Origin of the sequence: Paenibacillus sp. FSL E2-0178 (assembly GCF_038593005.1) — a bacterium.
Lineage (GTDB): Bacteria > Bacillota > Bacilli > Paenibacillales > Paenibacillaceae > Paenibacillus_AQ > Paenibacillus_AQ phytohabitans.
Window position 1 is genome coordinate 5,963,284 of sequence record NZ_CP151953.1, and the last position, 18,462, is coordinate 5,981,745.

The following is an 18,462-nucleotide window of genomic DNA, read 5'->3' on the forward strand; positions in this document are numbered from 1 at the left end:
TATATAAGCTGGCGGGTGGAACAGGGTGAAGCCTGTACGTTTAAGCTGGACCATTCGAATGGTGTGATATTACTATATGGAGAATTTAAGAGGATGACTGGGTTGCGGGTGCAAAAATACGCATATTACCGAACAACCTGCCAGACGTCCTTGCATACTATGAGAATATGCTAGAACGAGGGAGGGTAAAGCTATGCCCAATGATGCTGTATTCAACCAGAACAGCCAGCCGCTGTATACAGAGCAGGTCAACACCTATATTGCTCCCGGTATTGATACCCTGCCTGAGGCGGGAGCCGCCATGTCAGGCTTATTGTTCGGATTTTCCTTTGCTTCCACAGTTACTACTGCAGCTCCGCTTGTGATGCAGGTATCCAACCCGGGCGGCAGCGGACGTACGGTGTATATTTCGCGCGTAATCGCGAGCACCGGGACAGCAGCGGTAACCTTAACACTGCTGCGCAATGCAACAGTCGGGGGATCTATCGTAACCCCGGTCAACTATAACTTCGGCAGCGCCGTCACCAGTGTGACGACTGCACGGACAGCAACGGCGGCACCCACCGGAAGTCCGGCAACGTTAATGTCGCTGCTGCTGGCCACAGGTCCGGTGATTCTTGATTTGGACGGAAGAATAATTCTGCCCCCCGGCAGCTCGCTTACGATAAGCATTACAATTGCATCTGGCAGTACAGCGGCTACCGGGAACATCAGCTGGTGGGAGAACTAGAACCAGAATCAGATCAGAGCCAGAACGGGAGGGAGCGGATCATGCCTAATAATTATGTAATTAATGATAATGACCAGCCGGTCTATGTAGAGATGACGAATACCTTTCGGGCACCGGACATTAGCGCACCGCCGGAGATAAGCGCTTCCCAGTCTGCCGTTTTATTCTCGGCGAATGCTTCGAACTCAGCAACGATTGTCCTGGGACTTGCTTCTGCCATCATCACAGTGCGCATCAATAATCCGGCCGGCAGCGGCAGAACCTTGTATTTATCCCGCGTAAGCGGCAGTATCGGCGGGACCTCGCTGCTGACCTCCATCTCAGGAACCTTTACCATTGTTAGAGGAGGGACAATCACTTCGCCTGCTACTGTAACTCCGGTGAATAATAATCTGGGCAGCCCGGCGGCCAGTGCCATGACGGTTCAGTCCTCTACCGCGGCAATCACCGGAGGAAGCGTATTAGCCACTTATCAATTAGCGCCGGGAGTATTTACTCCGGCTTTTACCGGAAGTATCATTGTTCCGCCTAACAATGCACTCAGCATCAATGTAACCTCCTCAAGTGCTGCGGTCGGAACCATTATCTCCGCGTTGAGTATGACCTGGTGGGAGAGATAACCGCTGTTATGCAGTCGGTCTATAGCAGGAACAGGGAGTAAACCTTGACTTCGGCTCTGTTAAGGTTTATTTTTCTATAAATGGATATTAATAAGGTGTGAAATGAGGATACATGATGGATAGCTGCCTGTTAATACACGGCTTCACCGGAGGCGAATATGAGATTGCTCCATTGTCCCAGTATCTCGGAGAGCATGATTGCCTGTCCAGAACGTTCACGTTACAAGGACACGGGGGCAGCCGGAGTGATCTGCTCCAGTCGGACCGCCAGGGTTGGCGGCAAAGCGCCGAGGATGAGCTGAGTACATTGCTGACCCGGACAGAGGGCGTACATCTGATAGGTTTTTCTACAGGGGCGCTGATTGCTTCCCATCTATCGGTTCAATATAAGGCCAGGATCAAATCACTGACTTTGCTGTCCACCCCTGTGTTTCCGCTGAATCCGGTCCAGATCCTGCGGACGCTGGGGCAGCCGGAGATGATCAGGAATTACATCCGTAAATGGGGCTCCACTCCCGCGAAGGCCACAAGAGAATTTCAGCGTCTGGTCCGCGAGAGCTTTGAGATCTATCCGCAGATGGATCTGCCAACCCTCATTGTGCAGGGCAAGCGCGATCATCTGGTGAAATTCAAAAGCGCAGGCTATCTGGAGCAGACCATCCCCTCCGGCCGCAAGCAGGTGCTGATTATGGAAAAGAGCGGGCATATGGTCTGCCACAGCGAGGAGAGCCCGGCGATGATGAGGGAAGTGCTGCAGTTTATCCGCAGCTCCGGTCATTAATAGGGAAGGTAAACGGACAAGCCGAAGAGCCCCTTTTCACAATTCAGTGGAAAGGGCTCTTCGGCATGCAGTTCTTATTGTATGATTTCACATTGACATTGCCTATAGCGCGTGTTAATTTCAATTTAGGGAAACCGGTTTCCCGTGGATGGGGCCGTTATAGCCCAGCCAACTCCAGTCCGGGTAATTCATTCGGACGAATTGCCTCATTTAATCTATTCTGTCCGCAGGCTACTTACTGCTTCGCAGGGAAGACAACCTTGGAATCAGCACCGGCTCCAGCAGCTGTCCGCTCTCAGTAGTGACCGTGGTGCCAAGCTTGTCCATTAATAACCGTCCTGCGGAGACCCCAAGCTGGAAGGTATCCATATTGAGTGAAGTTAGCGGAGGTGTGGTATAGGGAGACAGCGGGTATTCATCGAACGTGGCGATGCCCAGCTGCGCCGGAATCTGAACCTTCAGTTCCCGGGCAGCCTGGAGCACTCCAAAAGCAGAGAAGTTACTCATGCAGACAATAGCATCGGGCGGTTCTGCGCTTTGCAGCAGCTGCATAGCCGCGTCATAGCCATCCTCTTCGGCTGCTCTGCCGTTGATAATCCGGTCGCTGCGCACCGGAAGACCCGCCTGCTGAAGTGTGGTCCTATAACCGGCAATACGGCGCAGGAACAGAGGCTCGTTCTGTTCTCCGCCAATAAAAGCAATAGAGGAATACCCCTGCTCCAGCAGATGTCCAGTCAGCACAGTTCCTCCAAGCTCATTGTCACAATCGACCCATGTCCCGGGAGGATTAATTTCACCGATCGAGATATAGGGGAACTCCAGCCTGTTAAGCTCTGCGCATAGCTCAGGAGTCAGCACTGAAGTGTTGGCAATGATACCGTCCACCCGCTTATTCAGCACCAGTCTGTGCAGGAAATGCCCCTCAGCCTGATCATGCTGAATGTTGGCAATGGTCAGCTCATATTTCAGAGGTCCGATGACGCTCTCCACCCCGCCGATGATGTTATAAAAGAACTGATTCAGAAATTCGCTTTCCTTAGACATATCGATCAGGATTGCGACCGTATTACTGCTTTGTCTGGCAAGTCCGGTGGCAATACTGCTGGGAGTATAGTTCATCTGCTTAATAATATCCCTGACCCGGGTTTTCGTTTCCTCGGATATTTTGGGAGAGTCATTCATTACCTTGGATACGGTGGATTTGGCAACTCCTGCCGCCTGGGCAATATCCTTAATCGTAACTTTCATAGCGATCCCTCTCGGTCATAACGGTATTTGTATTCCATGACAGTGAACTCGTTCTACCTGCCATAATAACACAGATTGTGCAAGCTACTCTATGCAGTACCAAAGGAGACTGAACCTGATGTCCAAGCATTTGTTTCTGTACCATACGGCCGAGGACCCTTTCGCTTTCCCGGCAGGTCCCGGCACCCTTAAATTGCGTTTATTTGTGCAGAGCGGACAGTCGCTCTGCTGTACCGTTATCCATTCCGACCGCTACGATTCACCCGGCAGCGAGCTTCCGCAGGAGATGGAGCGGACCGGTTCTGCCGGGGCCTATGACATTCATGAGGCGGTACTCCGGACGGAGACCGGCAAATGCCGGTACCAGTTCCATATCAAGAATCCTGCAGGGGAAAATGTATGGTATGGAGAGAGGGGAATATCGGAGAACCGGGAGCAGGCAGGGGCTTTTCAATATGCATATATTCACCGTCCGCAGGCAACCCTGCTGCCTTCCTGGACTGCAGATGCGATTGTTTATCAGATTTATCCCAGCAGCTACAACCAGGGGACGTTACAAGGCATTGCAGACAAAATCCCCTATTTGCACGGGCTGGGTGTGACCGCCATTTATATGACTCCGATCTTCGAATCGCCTTCAGAGCATAAATACAATACATCCGATTATTACAAGGTGGACCCGGGCTTTGGGACGATGGAGGATCTGAAAATGCTGGTTGATACAGCACACCGATACGGGATGAAGGTTCTGCTCGATGCGGTATTCAATCATGCCGGGGATACGTTCTTTGCCTTCAAGGATGTGTTGGAGCGGGGAGAGGCATCACCGTATAAAGACTGGTTCTATATCCGTTCTTTCCCTGTACGCCAGGCGCCGGTTCCCAGCTATGAGACCTTCGCCAAAGCGGAAGCCAGCATGCCGAAGCTGAATATGGATCATCCGGATGTAGCCGATTATATGATGGAGGTAGCCAAGTATTGGGTACGGGAGGCGGGAATCGACGGCTGGAGGCTGGATGTGGCCAATGAAGTGTCCCCGGCCTTTTGGCCGCGGTTCCGCCGGGAGTTGAAGGCCGAGTTCCCCGACCTCCTGCTGATTGGTGAGATTATGCATGCTTCCGGACCGTGGCTCCGGGGAGACCAGTTCGACGGCGGGATGAACTACGTGCTGCGGGATGCGGTGCTGGAGTTTTTTGCCGGACAATCTGCGGGACCGGTCCGATTCATGGAGCAGGTGCTGCACCAGGAAGCCCTCTACAATGATCAGGCTAATTCAGCTATGTTCCAGCTGCTGGGAAGCCACGATACCTTACGTTTTCTGACTGCCTGCAAGCAGGGAGGCAGGGGCTGGGACCGGGAATCCACAAGCTTAAGCCGGATGAAGCTGGCTGTATTTTTCCAGATGACCTATTTAGGTCTGCCCATGATTTATTACGGCGATGAAGTTGGAATGGAAGGGGCTACGGATCCCCACTGCCGGCAGCCAATGATCTGGGAAGCTCAGGATCAGAATATCCTGCTGCAGGAATGGTACAAACAGCTGATCTCTCTGCGAAAAGAACATGAAGTGCTGCGGACAGGCGGATTCCGCCCGTGGTTTACAGACGAGCCCCGCAATGTCCTAGGTTATGTGCGGCGCAGTGAACAGGACCGGATGGGCCTTATTATCAATAATTCTCCTAATGCATACCAGCTTGAGCTGTGCAATTACCGCCCGGACAAAACGGTGCTGGTTGATCTGTTGAGCGGACTCACCATCCGCACCGATAAGCGGATGCTAGTGGAGATTGAGCCGTTTGGCTGTCTGATGCTTCATTAAATGAAGACTGCATGAAGCAGAGGCTCATTTCTTGTTTTTGTTTTTTTTGAGCTGCCGGAATTCCTGGTTCTCCCACTGTTTGAGCAGCGGATAGGGATCGAAGGCCCATTCGGTAATTCCGCGGTCACGGTAGATCCCGTAATGCAGATGGGGCGGGAATTTGCCCTGGGTGCCCGGACTGCCGTATCCGGAGCTGCCCACCCAGCCGATGGTCTGGCCTGGGATCACAATATCCCCCCGGGATAAGGACTTCTCATAACCCATCAAATGCGCGTAATAATGGTAGCGGTTCTCGATATCCCGAATGCCGATCCGCCAGCCGCCGTAACGGTTCCAGCCCTTGGTCTCCACCACTCCGAAGCAGGTGCTGCGGACGGTCAAGCCATGCGGTGCGAACAAATCCGTCCCTTCGTGGACGCGTGCCCCGCCCCAGCTCCGGCCTGTTCCCCAGGTGCTGCGGTAGGCGTAGTTCGTACCTATGGGCAGCGGGAAGGCGCTGCCTGACAAGTCAAGCCGCCCGAAATGCTCATACAGCTTGGCGAACTGGGCTATCCGCTGAGCTGCGCGGCCGTTATGGTAATACTCCCAGATGCCGATGCTGAAGTCGCTGGACGATCTGCCGTACTTAAGCAGATGCTCTGCCATGCTATAGAGCACGTCAATATCATTCCCGGGATCGGCAATGCCGTCTCCCGTGCCGTCACGGCCGAAGCCGCCGAAGAAGGTGATGGATTCCGGGAATTTATCCTCCTGATTAGGGTTTAGGGGTCCGGACCATACGGGTGCCGGGATGGAGATACCGGTGAGCCGGGCCGGAGCTGCTGCGGAGTCTGCTTCTGACGCCGCAGGGCTTTTTTTCTTTTTGGCGACAGACCGTTCATATTGATCAATCGCAGCGAACCGGAACCAGGGAATTCCGGTTGCTGCACTCATCTGTTCATAGAGCCCTTTGCGGGCAGCGGCGGCGGCTTCCTTGCTGTCTGCGGCTACGGGACCGCTGGACGTCAGCTCCGGAAGCTCATGATAACGGGCAGCGTGGGCTGGGGTACTCATAGCAGGGCTGCTGCCCCAGAGCAAGGCGGCTGCCGACATGCATATAAGGGTTCTCCGGGTGTTATAACTTCTGAATAGGGCAGGCATAATCTCAACCTCCTGTGTTCCGGACGCTTAGTCATCTATACATCCTCATGAAATGGCACCTTGCAGGTGCTTTTCTTTAGATTGAAGCAAAAGCGTTATTTTTATCCGTTACCGCCCAAAGGTTCACAAAAACAGGCAAATGACTATTCCACATGCTATAATATGAGGCAGCAACTTTTAACTATGAAAATGACATTCAGATCGAAAGCGGGGTTTCATCATTTTGACTAATAGAACAGCCAAACAGCCCAAGCCAGACTGGATCAAAATCAAGTTAACCACCGGTGAAGATTATCAGGAAATTAAGGGCATGATGCGTTCCAAGACGTTACATACCGTATGTGAAGAAGCGCGCTGTCCGAATATTTATGAATGCTGGGCGAACCGTACGGCAACCTTCATGATTCTGGGTGATATTTGCACACGGGCCTGCCGTTTCTGCGCTGTAAATACAGGCTTGCCGACTGAACTCGATCTGCTCGAACCCGAACGTGTAGCTGAAGCTGCAGAAGGGATGATGCTTAAGCATTGTGTGGTTACCAGCGTGGCCCGCGATGATCTTAAGGATGGGGGCGCGCAGATTTTTGCCGAGACGGTAGCCGCTATTCGTAAGCGTCTTCCTCTGTGCAGCGTAGAGGTACTGATTCCCGATTTCCTGGGCGACCGCGGGAGTCTGGAGATCGTGATGAACAGCAATCCGGATATTCTGAATCACAATATTGAGACCGTGGAACGCATGTCGGACCGTGTCCGGGCCAGAGCCAAATACCGCCGTTCCCTGGAGCTGCTGCGCCGCGCGAAGGAGATTAAGCCGGATATTCCAACGAAATCGAGCATTATGCTTGGGGTCGGCGAGGAGTGGGACGAAATTCTGCAGGCGATGGATGACCTGAGAGCGGCAGATTGTGATATATTGACATTAGGACAATACCTTCAGCCTTCGCCGAAACATCTGAACGTGGAGAAGTATTATCCGCCGGAAGAATTCGCTATGCTGAAGGAAGAGGGAATGAAGCGCGGCTTCAGCCATGTGGAGGCGGGTCCGCTGGTGCGCAGCTCCTATCATGCGCATGATCAGGTGAAGTCTGCTGCGGTTGCGCGTGAGGCGCGATCGGTTTCCCAGGCTTAAGTTTATTTTTTAGTTTTAGTGTTGTAAAAAAGGGGCAAAGAACCGATGTTGCGATAGCGACGAGGTTCTGGGGTGTGCGGTTGCACCACCCCTCCGCGTTGATGGAGTCATGGAGAGGGATTTTGAAATTGTAGGAGCGGTAGCGTCCGCCTTTGTTGGCTGATTTCAACCGCCCAGCGGTTTAAATGGAAGAAATCAGCCAACAACAGCGGCCGGAAATTCAAAATCCCGCGGAATGACGGCTTATCAACGCCCCCAACCCTCTCATAGAAAGGCAGGCGACACACGCTTGATCGTTATAGGTGGAAAAGGTTATGAGCTCATGCTCGATCATAAGGACGGATGGAACCCGGAAGCATTTCGCGGAAGATACAGCGAGGTGCTGGACCGCTACGATTATATTATCGGCGACTGGGGGTACAGCCAATTGCGTCTGAAAGGCTTCTACCGGGATAATCACCCCAAGGTGAACCGGGATACGGCTATTTCAGGCATGGTGGATTACATTAATGAATACTGTAATTTTGGCTGTGCATATTTTGTGCTGCACAAGCTGAAGGAAGCTCCGCAGGAGGGAACCTTCAAGGATATTCTGATTAAGGAAGTTCCTGAACCGGGAACGGAGGAAGAACTGGAGCAGGAGTCTGCCGAGCCGGCAGGGAATGTGAAAGATCACCGCGAATCCCCGTCAAAGGGAGGAAACCGGGACAAAGATAACGCAGGCGGTTCAGGTAGGGAGCATGCTGCCAAAGACAGACCTGTGCGTGAACACCAGAGCCGGAATCACCGCAACAAGGAGCAAGGCAAGAAGAACCACAAAGAGTTCCAGGGCCGAGGCCAGCAGCAGGGGAATCAGGGTGGCAATCAAGGCAACTCGAATAATCAAAAGCAGAACAAAGAGAACAGAGAAAATAGAGAGAACAATCCCAACAGACAGAACAACCAGAACAAGCAGGATAACCCAAGCAACCAAAACAAACAGGATCACCAGAACAACCAGAATCCGAATAACAGCCAAGGGTAGGCAACGCCTGTTCACGGGGCGGTTATTCAGAGGTTTTTTCCGGTGTTTCGGTGCATTCCCTCGAAGTGTCGCTTAGGCGCTGCCGATAACTTAAAGAGTCCCTTCAGCCACATGGCTGGAGGGACTCTTTCGATGTCAGTGCTGTATTTTAGCTATGAAGTCCAATTATTTAACCGATAATTTCAGCTGATTCTGGGCAGCGTTGTAGCTCCATGTAAGCAGCGGGAACTTTTTCTTGAAGGCACCCAGCTCGATGAAGGTTTCGCCGTCCTGGTATAGCGCCTCTTTGGCGGCCAGGGTGAATCCTGAACTTTTGCCGGCTCCGGTCGTAATCAGCACCTTCTTGTTCTTCGCGTCCCAGGTTACTTCGCTCTCTACAAGTGCGGACAGTACGCGGGAGGAGGCATAGACTTTATCCCCCTGCTTGATCAGACCGACATTTCCGGCAAAAGCAGCACCGTTAATATCCAGAATATGATTGTCACCGGAGGCTGTGATTCCGGTCAGACCGGCGATTTGCAGAGCGGTGATCAGCTGGGCTGTTTTGCCCTTGATCTCAATATCAGGAGCGAGTCCGATGTGGTTGAAATCCTCCTTGCTTGGAGTCAGATACTTCATTGTTGTCAGCTTCAGCTCGCCGCCGTCCGACATGGGAATCAGACTCTGAATCCGCGCCTTGCCGTAAGAACGGGTACCGACGATTGTAGCCAGTTTGTTGTCGCGGAGTGCCCCGGTCAAGGCTTCGGAAGCACTGGCGGTGTATTCATTGGTCAGTACGACAACGGGAACGCCGATTTTGCTGCCGTTTGTGATCGTTACAGGTGTCAGTACGCCGCTCTGATCGGAGGTGTACATCATAATACCGGCATCCATGAACTTGGCGGCAATGTTCTGGGCGCTATCCATGTAGCCGCCTGTATTGTCACGCAGATCGAGCACCAGTGACTTCATTCCGGCTGCCCGCATTTTATCCAGCGCTGTGGAGAACTCTTCGTCAGCGGTCTGTGTGAAGCCGTTGATGGCAATATAGGCAACCTTGGACCCGATAATTGTGCTGGTAACGGATGTTGTGGTAATTTCACTGCGGGTAACACTGTAGGATTTGCTAACGCCGTTCCGCTGGATCAGCAGAGAGACCTTCGTGCCGGACGCGCCGGCAAGCTCATCGCCTGCCGTATCATCTACCCTTATACCGTTGATCTTAAGAATGATATCCCCGCGTTTCAGACCGGCTTTCTCTGCGGGGGAACCGCTCATCACTTCTTCAATGTAGAGTTCTTTGGGCGTATATACGAGCCGGACGCCGATGCCGACATATTCCAGATCAACCGCGTGGCCGAAGTCCGCAGCTTCAGCCTGATCGAAATATTGGCTGTAGGGATCATCCAGCGTACTTACCATGCCGTCAATCGCACCACGGATGAGCGTATCCTGATCAATACCCTCCACATTGTAGTACTCAAGATATTCCATAATTTCATTGATGATATCCGTTTTGGAGGATTGCACTGCTTCAGTGGAAGCAGCAGCGTCTGCGGCCGAAGCGGCAGGAGCCCAAGCGATGGATAAAGCCAAGCAGCCGCTGAGGACTGCAGTAAGGATTTTGGCTGATTTCATAAGTTCATACATCCTTTTGATATATTTTGAAATTCTAGGATTGCGTACTATCAAAGCTGATGTGATAAGTGTCGTCAATGGTCCATGCGCCGCTTTCCGATTTGCTCAGAATGAAGATGAGGGACTGGGTGTAGCTCTCTCCCGATTCACCGTCTTTAATAGAGACTTCCGTGTAGACCGCAGCTTCGTCGGCCGCATAATAGTAGATATTCGCATTCGTCAGCGAGTAGCTGAGATCATAGGAATCGAAAAGATCCTGCAGATCGGCTGCACTGGCAGCGTCATATTCCTCACCGTAAGAGGTCATTAGTGCCAGGGTTCCATCAACATTCTGGGTAGTCATATTCTGATAATATTTGCTGAGATTATCCTTGATTACTGTGGCGTCACTCTGTGGAAGCACCGCCTGCTTCATGCCTTGCTCGCGGGTAAGCAGCACCGTGGATTCCTGAACCTCCATTCCGGAGATTTTCCAGGACCCGTCCTTACGGACCAGTGTGTACAAATATTCGAACTGCTCATCCGGGATATAATAACCGCCGGTTCTAACCGAGCTTTCGACAGTGTAGACAGTAGCCTCGTCTCCGGCAAGACTCAGAATCTTAAGGCTTGTAATGGTATTCTTGAGGTCGTACAGCTCGAACAGGGAATTCATATCCGTTACAGATTCCATATTATCGGATTCGGAATCTACCAGGGAGTAGAAGCTGATGGCTTTTTCTTCATTATAATATTTATTGGATAATTGAATGAGTGCTGTAATATCCTTCTCATCGCTGGAGGAGGATTGCGGTACGGTAATTTTTACGCTCCGGCTGGCTGAATCCCAGACGGCTGTTCCGCCGGTGGCTTCAGCTATGAAACGCAGCGGTATGTATGTTGTACCTGCCGTGGATACCGGAGCAACCGTAAGCTGCTTGACCGTACCGTTGACAGTAGCACGTTTGCTGCCGACCTTAAGGCTGATATTCAGGCCTGTACCTGTCCCTGTAACTGTTCCTGTCTTGGAATCCCATAGCACCTGCAGCCCGAGCTTCTCGAATATAACCCGGAAAGGCACCAGCACCGTATTATCCTTCAGATAAGGGGTTCCGGCGGTGAAGGTAAGATTACTGTTGTTTATGTAGACTTTGATAGGTTTCTCTGCTGCAAAAGCGGGAACGGCCAGTACGAGGGCCAGCAGGCTCACGCCAATGAGGGATAGTAGTTTTTTCAATAGATTCTCTCCTTTTAATTAGCAAACTTTGTAAAATAGGTTCATTATACCATTTGAAAATTCCCTCTGTCCATTTCTTATGAACGATGCTCCGGAGGTAGCAGGACTCCGGGCAGGCGGCATGATAAAGCCGGAGAGGCGGGGCATCTCCGGCTGTAAGAGCAATGGAAAGCAGACGTATCATCTGGTTCGGATATCCTTCTATTCCCCAGAAATCCTACACTAGAAACGCTTCACGGACACGGTTCCAGAAAGGGAAAGGGCGGTACCGGGCAAAACTGATTTTTTTGTCGGACACCTGACAACGTACAGAGATCAGATCATCCACAGGAATATTGTTATGGTCCACGGTCAGCAGCAGACGCTGATCCTTGCGCGAGAAAATATCGCAGTGATGATGCTTGGGCAGCAGCAAAGGCGAACCCATCGTGCGGAATACCCGGTTATTAATCGAAGCAATCTCCGAAATCTGCAGCGCCTCGATCGTGGGATGCACCATGGCGCCTCCCAGACTTTTGTTATAAGCGGTACTGCCGGAGGGGGTAGAGATGCAAATGCCGTCACCGCGGAACATTTCGAAGCTTACATCGTTAATATCAATCTGGATGACAACCGTTCCGTCTACGCCTTTAAGTGTGAATTCGTTCAGGGCAATATGCGAGCTTGAACCGGACTTCTTGTGAATTTCCAGTTCAAGGAGCGGATACTGCACCATGCGTGGATTATGCGGCCCTATATCTCCGCACATATAATCGATCAGGGTCGGCAGCTCTTCAGCTTGCCAGTCCGCATAGAAGCCCAGATGCCCGGTATGCACACCGACAAAAGCCAAATTAGGAATCTGGTCGATAAACGTATGAAAAGCATGCAGCATGGTGCCGTCGCCGCCAATCGATATCACAATTTCCGGAGACTTGGCATCCAGCTCCAAATCCCGCTCCGCCGCCAGCTTGTGAAATTGCTCCGCTAGTTGGATGGACAATTCATCTCCGCGGTCCAGAACATAATATCTCAAGATGTACAGGCTCCTTTGTATGATTCAGTCATACACCGATCATAATCAATCTTGACCCGGAACACAATATTTGAATGAGTTAAAAACGCCGCAGCCTGCCCGCCAGCAGCATCAGCAGCGACAGCACAAGCATGCAGGCCAGCAGCAGGCAGAGCAGGCTGAGGCTGCTGATCAGGGCCGAATCCGGTGAAGCCAGGCCGGAGGCAACAGGCAGCGCACCCCACTGCCCGGCCAGTCCTGAGCTGACCACCGGCTTCCAGAGCAGAAGAACAAGCCCGGCAGAGAGCAGGGCATGCACTAACCGTGCGGCCATAAAGGGCAGGTAACGCAGTCCGGTGCCATTCAGTATACTGGCTACCTGGGCGTGAACGGATAATCCGCCCCAGGAGAGGATGAACGCTGCAGCGGCCACCTTGAACTGCAGCGGAATTCCTGCAGCCGCTTCTCCGGCCGAGCGGGCCCCGAGTGTCACCTCGAATAACCCGCTGACCAGAGCGGCCGAGAGCCCCGGCGGGAATCCGGCCAGGGACAGCAGCCGGCCGGTGGTACTGAACAGCATGGACATAATTCCGGCGCGGGCAAGCAGCTCCATCAGCACATTGAAGAATACTACCAGCCCCCCAACGACAATAATAAGCTGCAGCGAAGACTGGATGGCGTTCCTCAGCAGTTCGCCGAGACTTCGGCCGTCTTTGCGGCGGGCTTCAGCCATGGCACTCATCGCGGTGCGCAGTCTGCCGTAGCTTGGTCCTGACGGGGCTGCAGATGTGGGCTCTGCGGGGGGAGAGGGGGCTGTCCCGGAGTCCCCGGGTCTGCTGCGGCCATGAAATGACATCAGCAGGCCAACGATGAATCCGCCCCCGTAATGGGCAAGGGCGAGGATAAGCCCGAGTGAGGCATCATGGAAGAACCCGACGGACACGGCGCCAAGCAGGAAAATAGGGTCTGAGGAGGTGGTGAAGGCCACCAGCCGCTCCCCTTCCACCTTGCTGATCATTCCCTGCTCCCGCAGCTTGGCGGTTAATTTGGCCCCGACGGGATATCCTGACACATATCCCATGGCAGCCACGAATCCGCCGCTGCCGGGTATATTGAAGAGCGGGCGCATAAGCGGATCAAGCAGCGCCCCGAAGAGGTGGACGATGCCAAAGCCCAGCATGATTTCAGAAATGACGAAGAAGGGGAACAATGAAGGAAAGAGCACGTCCCACCAGACAGCCAGCCCGCGAAGTGCCGCATCCAGAGAGCTGGACGGATGGATCAGCATCAGCAGCATGCAGCCCGCCAGCAGGATACCGAGCAGCGGGCCGGCAATTTTGTTCAGTGACATCGATGGCACCTCCAATTCTATGCTTAGTTGTATGCCGGAAGTGGGACAAACAGCACAAAAATAACGCGGAAAGCGGTTACATTTACCGGTGCTTTTTCACCGGAATTATGATATTATAAAATTAATTAATGCACATCTGATCAAGATTGATTTAAGGGATGGAGTGATGGTGATGAGTGTAGTTGCCGGAGTTCTTGTTTGTGCTTTTGTATATGTAATCCGGGTCTCTCTTGTCCCGCCTGGTGATGAAGAATTTAGAACTTACTGACTACAGTAGTTAACGAGCGCTGAACTTAGGTTTGGCGCCTTTTTTTGTGTTTTTTCCCTTAGGATGCATGTCTTAAGGCAGGGATAACTGTGGAGCTTATTTTTTGGTATAATAAAATAACTGCTTGTCAGATTAACAGGGAAGAAGGCTGAAGCCTCCAATGAATTCGAATGAGAGTCTGTTTGATAACCTGGGAGGTGCCGAGGGAGTTCACCGTCTGGTGGAAGTGTTCTACTCCAAGGTACAGCTCCACCCGCAGCTAAGTCCGTTATTTCCTGAAGATATTACTCCTGTACTGGAGAAGCAATATCAGTTTCTAAGCCAGTTTTTTGGTGGTCCTGCCCTTTATTCGGAGCAGCACGGCCATCCCATGATGAGAGCCAGGCATATGCATATTCCCATCACTCCGGAACGGGCGGATGACTGGCTGAACTGCATGAAGGCCGCACTTGAAGAGACCGGTGTGGAAGAGCCCCTGCGTTCGTTCGTACTCAGCCGGCTGGCGGGTCCTGCGCATCATTTTGTCAATATGCCCCATGAATAAGAGCTGCTGTGAAAGGATGAGGGCGTTTTGCCGGAATTAATACCCCTGTATTCAATTAAGGTTGTATGCTGCAACTGCGAACATGAATTTTCAACATCCAGAGTACGTCCCAGTCTCAAAAAAGCCATCCGCCGTGATGCTGATTTCTGCTCGTATTACAAGGATGAGAATCCTGACTATTATGTTGTGCGTGTCTGTCCGAAGTGCGGCTTCGCATCCACGGAGAATTCAGCAGACAAACTGGTGGAATGGCAGCGCAAATCTTTTGATGCGCAGGTGGGCAGACGCTGGGTAACCCGTGACTTCGGGGACAAGCGCAGCTGGGAGGTAGCTCTGGAGACTTACAAGCTGGCTCTGATCTGCGCACAAAGCATCAAGGATAAGGAACGGATCATTGCAAGTCTGCTGCACCATATTGCCTGGCTATACCGCTATCAAGGGGATACGGTACAGGAGCAGCGTTTCTTGCGTTACTCGCTTGATGAGTATGTGAAGGTGTTCGAGAATGATTCCTCGGGAGGAAATGATGCCCGACTGATGTATCTGATCGGGGAGCTTAACCGCCGTGTCGGCGAGTTCACTGTCGCTGTAAGGTGGTTTTCCCGTGTGATTAATGACCAGAGAATTACAGATGCGGCTATGATCCGCGCTTCACGTGAACAGTGGGCCATTCTGCGGGAGCAGATGCGCGGAGAAGAGATTGATCCGGACGGCCTTCCGTCGGCTACATAGAGAACCGTACTTGGATTTTGAATGTCGGTCCGCAGTCATCCGGACACCAAAAAGGCGTAGAAGAGAAAACTCCTCATACGCCTGTATTTGGTGACTGAAGCGGGGGCACTGTCTTCCGCTGCTTAGCGGACAGCCCGGTCGAACAGCAGATAGTCCCCGTCATTGTCGATGACCGTGGGGCTGGCACTGCAGCAGGGGAAGACCAGCAGCTTTTTTTTGCCGTCACGCACGATTTGCAGCTCTTTGGGCTTCATAGGCAGAAGAACATTCTCCTGGTCGCAGAACGGGCAATACTGTACGTACATGTCACCCAGAATAATATCATAAGGCCAGGTATGGCTAAAGGGAATCATTCCTTGTCCTGCTCTGTACTTGCTTTCTTGGATAATTCGGCGATTTTTTGCAGCAGGATATGTTGAGGCATATGCATCAGGTGTTCCAGCGGAACGCCGAGTTGTTTGGATAACGTAATGGCCGTTTCCGGCGAAATTTGCAGTGGCTTCACAAGGGTGGCCTCCTTAACATTGGTGGACTATCGTAATTCACTTTACCATGGCTGCAGCACAAATACAAAGAAAACCAATATGAACAAAGGAATGGTGAGAATACATGAAACAGCCTTTATCATTGACCTGGGAACTGGAATCCATTTTCCCTGGAGGTTCGGCTTCCCCCCAGTTTGAGAGTTTTTTGAACCATCTGGAGGAAGACATTGAAAGCTTGCGCCGGCAGGTCGCTGCGGCAGTTGCGCCAACCGATGCTGCTTCTACGGAGTCGCTGGACGGTGTGATCGAACTGCTGCAGAGCTGTGCCGGACGCCTCACGCAGGCTGCAGAATTCACCGGCTGTCTGGGAGCCCAGAATCAGCAGGACAAAGGGGCTGTAAGGCTGTCGTCCAAGGTAACTGGCATGCGGGCCGGATTCGAGGGCGTCAGCTCTGCATTCGACAATGTGCTGCGCCAGACTCCGGACGGGGTATGGGCTGAATGGATGGCCCGGCCGGAGATTGCCCCGCTGAGCTTCGTGCTCAGTGAGAGCCGTGATCAGGCCCGGGAGAAGATGAGTCCGGAGCTTGAGAGCCTTGCGCTTGAACTGGCAGTTGACGGATACCATGGCTGGAGCGAGCATTACGAAACGATTGTGAGCCGGGTCCAGATTCCTTTTGAGGATGAAGAAGGCCTGAAGCTGCTGTCTGCCGGCCAAGCCTTCAACAAGCTGGATGACGAGGACCCTGAGGTCCGCCGTACCATGTTCCGCAAATGGGAAGAGGCCTGGGCCGGCGCTGCTGATTATTGTGCCGACACCCTTAACCATCTGGCCGGCTTCCGCCTGAAGCTGTATAAGGGCCGGGGCTGGGAGGATGTGCTGAAGGAGCCGCTTGGCATTAACCGCATGACGCGGGAATCGCTCGATGTGATGTGGGAGGTAATCACGAAGAACAAGCCTGCGATTGTGTCCTACCTGCAGCGCAAGGCGAAGCTTCTGGGTCTGGAATCCCTGGCCTGGGTTGATGTGGAAGCGCCTGTTGGCAAGTCCTCCGGCAAAATCCCTTATGAACAAGCGGCAGCCGATATTGTTACCCAGTTCCGCAAATTCAGTCCGAAGCTGGCGGATTTCGCCGAACATGCTTTTGACAATGACTGGATTGAGGTCGAAGACCGTGCGGCCAAACGCCCCGGGGGATTCTGTGTATCATTCCCGGAGAGCAAAGAATCGCGCATCTTTATGACCTACAGCGGTACTCCGTCCAATGTATCGACGCTTGCGCATGAGCTCGGTCACGCCTATCATTCATTCCTGCTGGATGACCAGCCGCTGTTCAATCAGAACTATGCCATGAACGTGGCTGAGACGGCCTCCACCTTCGCCGAAGTCATAGTGGCTGATGCACAGGTGAAATCCGCAGGCAATGCTGAGGAGAAGCTGGCGCTGCTTGAAGCGAAGATTCAGAACAGCGTAGCGTTCTTCATGAATATTCATGCCCGCTTCCTGTTTGAGACCCGCTTCTACGAGAAACGCAAAGAGGGTCTGGTGAATGCGGAAGAACTGTCTGCCCTGATGGAAGAAGCGCAGAAAGAAGCCTTCTGCGGTGTGCTCTCGGAGTACCACCCGCATTTCTGGGCCTCCAAGCTTCATTTCTATATTACGGATGTGCCGTTCTACAACTTCCCTTACACTGTCGGATATATGTTCAGTACCGGACTGTACCGGCTTGCTTTGCAGGAAGGTGCATCCTTTGCTGATAAATATGACAGCCTGCTGAAGGATACCGGAGTTATGACACTGGAGAATCTGGTGTCGAAGCATCTTGGCGTGGACTTGTCCAAGCCGGACTTCTGGCAGGGGGCCGCAGATTTGATTACTGCAGACATTAATGAATTCCTGGAAATGACAGCGCATCTGGCCTAAGAATTTGTCGGAAATAAGGCGAATTGAATTTTTTGCAGTAAAGCAATAGCTATAGAATATGGTATGAATACGCAAAGCCCCTGGAAACAGGGGCTTTTTTAGTTGCGTTTTTGTCGAAAAAGGGCGATAAAAGGATTGATTTAGCTAATGGTATTAAGAAATTTGCGCATTCATAGGGATAATAACCCAATTATGTTGGATAATGTTGAATGCGTTTAATTAGTGACCTATAATGTGCCTAAAGCCTTATATAAGGGCTGTCAGGCTGATACTTTACTACTCTGTATTTTTACCCACACAAAACTTAAGCCATAGCTTACGAAGCGGGTTTTGTGAAGCTGAATCATGGAATTTGTATCACCCACAAAACTTCTAGGAGGATATGTATGTTGAGGACGGAACAACTATCGCTGGCAAGACAAATCGATCTGGTGTTTAAGGAACTGCAGGAAGAATTGTCAGGATTGACTTCCGGTATCGTATTTGTGCAAATCAGAAATAACGTCATCGGAAAGTTCGGCATCCGCCATAATCCGCTTGCCGGTCGCAGCGGGAGCTATGCAGCGGAGCAGGAAGGATTAACTGCGGGTCAGCAATCTTCTTTCCGGGTGATGGCTCTGGAGAGCCTGAAGTACAAGAAGCGCTGGACTCATGGCGAGATCAGCTATGAATTTGCCGTCCGCCAGGGGATGGTGGTGGTGGATGCGACACTGGAGTCTAATTACAATATGGCCAACCTGATGATCCGCTACCCCCGCAGTAACCATGGCGATGTCTCCGACCAGTCCTTTGGCTGATTACCCGATTATATATATCTTTGCATGCCCATATAAAAAGCCC

Annotated in this window: 18 protein-coding genes; 10 read left to right on the plus strand and 8 right to left on the minus strand. The window is 52.1% G+C overall.

The window, feature by feature from the left end:
- Positions 1 to 193: 193 nt before the first annotated feature.
- From MHI42_RS26045 to MHI42_RS26055, 3 genes are all read left to right on the plus strand, one after another.
- On the plus strand, positions 194 to 730 hold the full coding sequence (locus MHI42_RS26045; protein ID WP_171720140.1) for a hypothetical protein: 537 nt from the start codon (positions 194 to 196) through the stop codon (positions 728 to 730).
- 41 nt (positions 731 to 771) lie between these two features.
- Positions 772 to 1,350, plus strand: a complete 579-nt coding sequence (locus MHI42_RS26050; RefSeq protein WP_342421082.1) for a hypothetical protein — start codon at positions 772 to 774, stop codon at positions 1,348 to 1,350.
- 112 nt (positions 1,351 to 1,462) lie between these two features.
- Positions 1,463 to 2,131, plus strand: a complete 669-nt coding sequence (locus tag MHI42_RS26055) for an alpha/beta fold hydrolase (protein WP_342421083.1) — start codon at positions 1,463 to 1,465, stop codon at positions 2,129 to 2,131.
- 231 nt (positions 2,132 to 2,362) lie between these two features.
- On the opposite strand, the gene MHI42_RS26060 is transcribed toward MHI42_RS26055, so the two are convergent.
- Positions 2,363 to 3,379, minus strand: a complete 1,017-nt coding sequence (locus MHI42_RS26060; protein ID WP_342421084.1) for a LacI family DNA-binding transcriptional regulator — start codon at positions 3,377 to 3,379, stop codon at positions 2,363 to 2,365.
- 118 nt (positions 3,380 to 3,497) lie between these two features.
- Between MHI42_RS26060 and MHI42_RS26065 the strand changes: the two genes are divergently transcribed.
- The gene (locus tag MHI42_RS26065) at positions 3,498 to 5,198 is read left to right on the plus strand and encodes an alpha amylase N-terminal ig-like domain-containing protein (RefSeq protein ID WP_342421085.1); all 1,701 of its coding nucleotides are present in this window, start codon (positions 3,498 to 3,500) and stop codon (positions 5,196 to 5,198) included.
- A 24-nt stretch (positions 5,199 to 5,222) separates the two neighbouring features.
- Here MHI42_RS26065 and MHI42_RS26070 read toward each other — a convergent pair whose 3' ends face one another.
- Positions 5,223 to 6,338, minus strand: coding sequence for a M23 family metallopeptidase (locus MHI42_RS26070; protein WP_342421086.1), 1,116 nt, complete (start codon positions 6,336 to 6,338; stop codon positions 5,223 to 5,225).
- Positions 6,339 to 6,561: 223 nt separating this feature from the next.
- Between MHI42_RS26070 and lipA the strand changes: the two genes are divergently transcribed.
- Positions 6,562 to 7,467, plus strand: coding sequence for a lipoyl synthase (gene lipA / locus MHI42_RS26075; protein WP_039307183.1), 906 nt, complete (start codon positions 6,562 to 6,564; stop codon positions 7,465 to 7,467).
- A 289-nt stretch (positions 7,468 to 7,756) separates the two neighbouring features.
- Positions 7,757 to 8,491 carry a YutD family protein gene (locus MHI42_RS26080; protein WP_342421087.1) on the plus strand — a complete coding sequence of 245 codons (735 nt, stop codon included), beginning with the start codon at positions 7,757 to 7,759 and terminating at the stop codon, positions 8,489 to 8,491.
- A gap of 165 nt (positions 8,492 to 8,656) precedes the next feature.
- On the opposite strand, the gene MHI42_RS26085 is transcribed toward MHI42_RS26080, so the two are convergent.
- The 4 genes from MHI42_RS26085 to ylbJ form a co-directional block, all read right to left on the minus strand.
- The gene (locus MHI42_RS26085) at positions 8,657 to 10,108 is read right to left on the minus strand and encodes a S41 family peptidase (RefSeq protein ID WP_342421088.1); all 1,452 of its coding nucleotides are present in this window, start codon (positions 10,106 to 10,108) and stop codon (positions 8,657 to 8,659) included.
- A 34-nt stretch (positions 10,109 to 10,142) separates the two neighbouring features.
- On the minus strand, positions 10,143 to 11,324 hold the full coding sequence (locus tag MHI42_RS26090; protein ID WP_342421089.1) for a copper amine oxidase N-terminal domain-containing protein: 1,182 nt from the start codon (positions 11,322 to 11,324) through the stop codon (positions 10,143 to 10,145).
- A gap of 217 nt (positions 11,325 to 11,541) precedes the next feature.
- On the minus strand, positions 11,542 to 12,339 hold the full coding sequence (locus tag MHI42_RS26095; protein ID WP_171720130.1) for an NAD kinase: 798 nt from the start codon (positions 12,337 to 12,339) through the stop codon (positions 11,542 to 11,544).
- 79 nt (positions 12,340 to 12,418) lie between these two features.
- Positions 12,419 to 13,669: a sporulation integral membrane protein YlbJ gene (ylbJ, locus tag MHI42_RS26100; protein WP_342421090.1), complete on the minus strand. Its 1,251-nt coding sequence runs from the start codon at positions 13,667 to 13,669 to the stop codon at positions 12,419 to 12,421.
- Positions 13,670 to 14,097: 428 nt separating this feature from the next.
- Here ylbJ and MHI42_RS26105 point away from each other — a divergent pair, with 428 nt between their 5' ends.
- Together MHI42_RS26105 and MHI42_RS26110 are read left to right on the plus strand one after the other, a co-directional pair.
- Positions 14,098 to 14,481, plus strand: coding sequence for a globin (locus MHI42_RS26105; RefSeq protein WP_042139845.1), 384 nt, complete (start codon positions 14,098 to 14,100; stop codon positions 14,479 to 14,481).
- Positions 14,482 to 14,508: 27 nt separating this feature from the next.
- Positions 14,509 to 15,213 carry a DUF2225 domain-containing protein gene (locus MHI42_RS26110; protein ID WP_171720128.1) on the plus strand — a complete coding sequence of 235 codons (705 nt, stop codon included), beginning with the start codon at positions 14,509 to 14,511 and terminating at the stop codon, positions 15,211 to 15,213.
- A gap of 122 nt (positions 15,214 to 15,335) precedes the next feature.
- Here the strand turns inward: MHI42_RS26110 and MHI42_RS26115 are convergent, their stop codons facing one another.
- Positions 15,336 to 15,566: a hypothetical protein gene (locus MHI42_RS26115; protein WP_039307194.1), complete on the minus strand. Its 231-nt coding sequence runs from the start codon at positions 15,564 to 15,566 to the stop codon at positions 15,336 to 15,338.
- The gene (locus MHI42_RS26120; protein WP_076248154.1) at positions 15,563 to 15,718 is read right to left on the minus strand and encodes a YycC family protein; all 156 of its coding nucleotides are present in this window, start codon (positions 15,716 to 15,718) and stop codon (positions 15,563 to 15,565) included. Before MHI42_RS26120 ends, MHI42_RS26115 begins: the two co-directional genes overlap by 4 nt.
- A gap of 104 nt (positions 15,719 to 15,822) precedes the next feature.
- Here MHI42_RS26120 and MHI42_RS26125 point away from each other — a divergent pair, with 104 nt between their 5' ends.
- A complete protein-coding gene (locus tag MHI42_RS26125) occupies positions 15,823 to 17,622 on the plus strand; it encodes a M3 family oligoendopeptidase (protein WP_342421091.1) in 1,800 nt (599 codons plus the stop codon).
- Between the two features lie 386 nt (positions 17,623 to 18,008).
- Positions 18,009 to 18,419, plus strand: a complete 411-nt coding sequence (locus MHI42_RS26130; RefSeq protein WP_042139842.1) for a hypothetical protein — start codon at positions 18,009 to 18,011, stop codon at positions 18,417 to 18,419.
- Positions 18,420 to 18,462: the final 43 nt, after the last annotated feature.